The organism is Streptomyces racemochromogenes (genome assembly GCF_044129415.1).
Lineage (GTDB): Bacteria > Actinomycetota > Actinomycetes > Streptomycetales > Streptomycetaceae > Streptomyces > Streptomyces racemochromogenes_A.
On the sequence record NZ_JBBDHD010000249.1, the window covers coordinates 1 to 4,410 of the forward strand.

1 protein-coding gene and 1 pseudogene are annotated in these 4,410 nt (G+C 66.6%); both read left to right on the forward strand.

All coding sequences use genetic code 11. The features are described 5' to 3' along the window. Positions 1-1,259, forward strand: a pseudogene (locus WDV06_RS36365) (hypothetical protein); the annotation flags it as partial. A gap of 44 nt (positions 1,260-1,303) precedes the next feature. Next, the coding region (locus WDV06_RS36370; RefSeq protein ID WP_395514081.1) for a hypothetical protein at positions 1,304-4,410 on the forward strand (3,107 nt) is incomplete at its 3' end.

Consider the following 4,410-nt stretch of genomic DNA (forward strand, 5'->3'; position numbering starts at 1 on the left):
AGGTCGTCCACCTCGTCCTTGACGGGGCGAATCTCGACAAGCTCGGCCCGGGGTTCGAGCGGCTCACCTCGCGCGTGGACCTGAACCAGGGCGACGTGAACATGTTCGAAATGTTCGGCGAGGAGGAGGACGAGCTGACGGTCTTCTCCGCGCAGATGGAGAAGCTCAAGCTGATGTTCGAGCAGCTCTACGAGACCACCGACGGTGCCGTCGGCTCGATCATCCGCAGTGCCCTCGAAGACACGGCCACGGACTTCTACATCGAGCAGGGCATGTGGCGGCACAACGCCAAGGAGCAGCGCAACCGCCTGCGCGTGGTGAACATCCCGCACACCCAGGTGCCGCGTCTTCAGATGTTCGTCTCCTACCTGGCGACCGCGCACAAGGCGCTGTTGAACTCCAGCAAGACCGACCCGGACCAGCTGCGCGCCTACAACATGCTCAGAGGCATCGCCAACGCGATGCTGAGCACCAACGGCGACCTGTTCAACAACCACACGGCCTCGTCCGTGGACGGGGTCCGGGATTCGCGGCGCGTGGTCTACGACTTCTCGCGGCTCATGCGCCGCGGCAAGGGCGTGGCGATGGCGCAGCTGGTGAACATCGTCGGCTTCGCCGTCGGCAAGCTGGGAATCGGCGACACGGTGATCATCCACGGCACGGAGCACATCGACGACCGGGTGAAGAAGTACCTCAAGGACCAGTTCGACCACATGCACGAACGCGGCGGCCGGGTGGTCTACAGCTACAACGACGTCGACAAGATGCTGGCCGACAGCGACTTCAACAAGTTCGACGCTGCGGACTACACGCTCTTCGGCCCGATGCGCGACAAAACGGTGGCGGAGTACCAGAAGCAGTTGCACCAGCGGATCCCGCCGGATCTCGCCCGACTCATCACGACCAAGGACGAGAACCTCACGTACCTGCGCCGGGGCGTCTCCAACGTGGTCTTCCACCTGGATCTGGCACTGGGGATCAACCCCTACCGCGAGGCCCAACGCAGGCAGGTCCGACTGGAGGCGGCCAAGGCCGAAGAGACGGCGCGGATGGACTCGATCATGCACGACAAGCCGACGCCGGGCGCGAACCTCACCAGCATCCGGAAGCACAGCGAGGGCGACGACGGTGGGGCCGACGCGGGCCAGGCTGACGCGATCAAGCGCGGCGACGGCAAGAGCCTGGCGCGGCCAGAGGACAAAGCGAGGCGACCGGCAACAAGGCCCAGGCCCAGGCCCAAGAAGCTGGAAAAGACATGAGCGAGGTCGGCACCGATACGAGGACGAGGAGCAGAGGAGAGAGCGTGAACCGGACGATCACGGCGGTGGCGAGGCTGCGTGCCCGGGCCGGCCACAGCGTGGGTGCAGTCCGCCCGGGCAGGCCCGCGCGCGGGCTCGCCCTCATGCTCCTGGCCGCGCTGCTCGTGCCGGTGTTCATGATCGCGACGTCTTCGCCGGCGTCCGCGGACGACAAGAAGGAGCGCGACAACTACAGCCTCTACCAGCTGGCCTCGAACGCGAGCTCGTACTTCAGCGAGAAGAACTCGCCGCAGAACGACAAGGGCATGCACGAGAACTGGAAGCCGGTCACGTCCAGCCCGGCCTCGGGCGGTTCCATTCTCGGCTACGCCGACCCGGAGTTCAGCCTGGGCAACATCGTGGGCTGGTTCTTCGCCGAGGTGTCGGGGTCCTCGCAGACCGTCACCTACGAGACCCTGGCCGCGAAGGACGACAAGGGCAACGCCAAGTACGCGGGCATGCTCGACTACGCGCACTTCGGGGCGGCCAACAACGACCTTGGCCTGGACACGATGTCCTCGGGCATCGGCGGCCAGATCGTGAGCGTGATCGGGGGGTCGATCATCTGGGTCCTCTACGCCCTGGCGCTGGCGGTCGGCACGCTGTTCTACGTCATCATCCAGTTCCTGAAGCTCGTCAACCCCTTCCTGTGGTTCTACAACGCGGTCGCGGCGGTGAATCCGACTTTCGCCGAGGGCATGACGGGGGGCGATACCGGAGGCGGCGCGCTCTCGGGTCTGCAGCACTGGATCAGCGGCTGGTACGGCTTGCTCGTCGACATCTCCTGGCAGGCGCTCGTGCCGATCTTCATCGGCTTCCTGCTCATCGGCCTGGTCCTGTTCAAGAAGATGGACCGTGGCTCGGCGATCAAGAAACTCATCGTGCGCGTCGTCTTCATCGGCGTCGGCCTGCCGCTCGTCGGGTCGATGTACTCCGGCGTGCTCGGAAAGTTCGACGACTCCGTTCTCGGTCAACACGCCGGCCCGACGCGCGTCGTGCTGAGCACCTACGTCGACTTCGAGGCGTGGATGATGAACGACCGCCTGGGGATTCCGGACCAGGCCACTGTCTCCTGGGACGAAGACCAGGCCAGCCCGGACGCGATGATGTCCGTCCGCACCAGTGCGCTGGCGATCAACAAGCAGTCCCACGGGGCGACGTTCAACGGCATCAACATCGGGACGAAGGCCAAAGACGCCGAGTCGGCTTGGAAGGACGGCACCGTATCCGTCAACGGAGGCAGTGCCTCGGACGACTTCAAAGCGGTGTTCTCGACCTTCGGGATCATCGGCAAGTACATCGCGAGCAACGAGATCGCAGCCTCCGACTTCGAGTCGGGGATCAAGACCTCGATCACGCAACTGGACGAGAGCTCGGACACCAAGAAGAGCTGGTTCGTCGACAAGAAGACCTACGGCGACGTGAAGGAGTTCGGTGAGGAAAAGGGGCCGAAGCCGGCCGATCACCCGGTGATCTCGACCGACGGCACGGGCTTGACCTCCTCTCGTCCCGGTAAGGACTCGACGGTCTTCACGACGACGGGGACGAAGGGTGGCTGTGGCTTCACGGTGGGCAAGACGCCCTCCTCGTGCAACCTGTCCCCCCTGGCGGCGTACAACTACCTCAACACCGGGTTCAACCCCGGCTCACTGGCCATGTACTCGTCCAACAACGCCACCAGCGGGTTCACCCGCGAGAACCACATGGCCGTCAGCCAGGTGGGCACGGGGCCGGCGAAGTTCATGTACTGGAGCAACGCGGCCACGGTCCTGGGCTCCATCGTCCTGCTCGGCTTCTGGTACGCCATCGGCATGCTGGCCGGGGCGATCAAGCGGACGTTCGGCCTGGTGGCCGCCGTACCGTTCGCGACGCTGGGCGCCCTGCAGGCGATCGCCAAAGTGATCGTGTACTCCACAGCGATGATCATGGAAGTCCTCGTCACGCTGTTCGTCTACCAGTTCGTCTCGGAGTTCCTGATCTCGGTCCCGGACATCATGGCCGGCCCCGTGTCGAGCTTCATGAGCCCGGGTGGCTTGTGGGGCAGCGCCGCGCTCGGCGGGATCATCGTGGTGGTCCTGACCCTGATCTCCTCGCTGGTGATCATAGGCATCACCTTCGCCCTGCTACGGGTGCGCAAGACTGTGCTGCAGGCCATGGACGAGGTGGTCACCAAGCTCGTGGACAAGTTCCTGGAGACGAACAGCACGCCGAAGCCGGACAAGGGCGGGCTGATGCCTGCTCTGGCCTCGGGTGCGGGGGCCGGCGCGGGTATGGCCATGGGCAACAAGCTCGCCAACGGGTTCGACAGCAAGACCAGCGGTCCGGCGTCCCCGAGCGGGGGCAAGCCCACGGGCAAGGCGGCGTCGACGAACGCCGGCGGCACGAACGGTGGCGCCACGGAGTTGACGTCCGGTAAGCAGCGGCTGACCCTCGACGGCGGCGGGCAGGAGGGAGCGGATGGACCGGACAGGCCCGCGCTGGATGGTGGTCCTGGTGGGAGTGGCTCCGGCGGCGGCAGTGACGGCGTCAAGGCTCTCCCGGGCGGCACCGGGCCCGCCGGTGTTCTGGGCTCGCCCGGTCACGACCGACCCGCGGACAAGGGTGGTCCGCTGCAGCTGACGAGTGGCGGAGCGGGCAGCTCGCGCTCGGACAAGCAGACGGCGCAGGGTCTGAGCGCCCAGGGTGGCCTGTCGCACCTCGGGTACACCGCGGGCGGCCACAAGGTCATCCAAGGTGAGGTACTTTCCTCGTCGACGGACCCGTCGAGTTCTCGTGCTGGCGCTCAGGGCGAGAGCGGCGCCGACGGCGCTGGTTCTGTCCCGACCAGCGGAGCCCGTGGGGCTGTCGCCGGTCAGGCGGGACCGACGCAGTTCGGCGCGGGTTCCCAGGGTGCGCAGAGCCAACAGGACGGCAACCAGCAGGCCGCACCGCAGCGCTTCGGCCCCGACGCCGTGCCTGCCCCGGCACCTGCTCAGGCTCCGACGCGGCCGGGTGCGCCGAGCGCGCGTCCCACGCAGTTCGGCGCGGGTTCCCACGGTGCGCAGAGCCAACAGGACGGCAACCAGCAGGCCGCACCGCAGCGCTTCGGCCCCGACGCCGTGCCTGCCCCGGC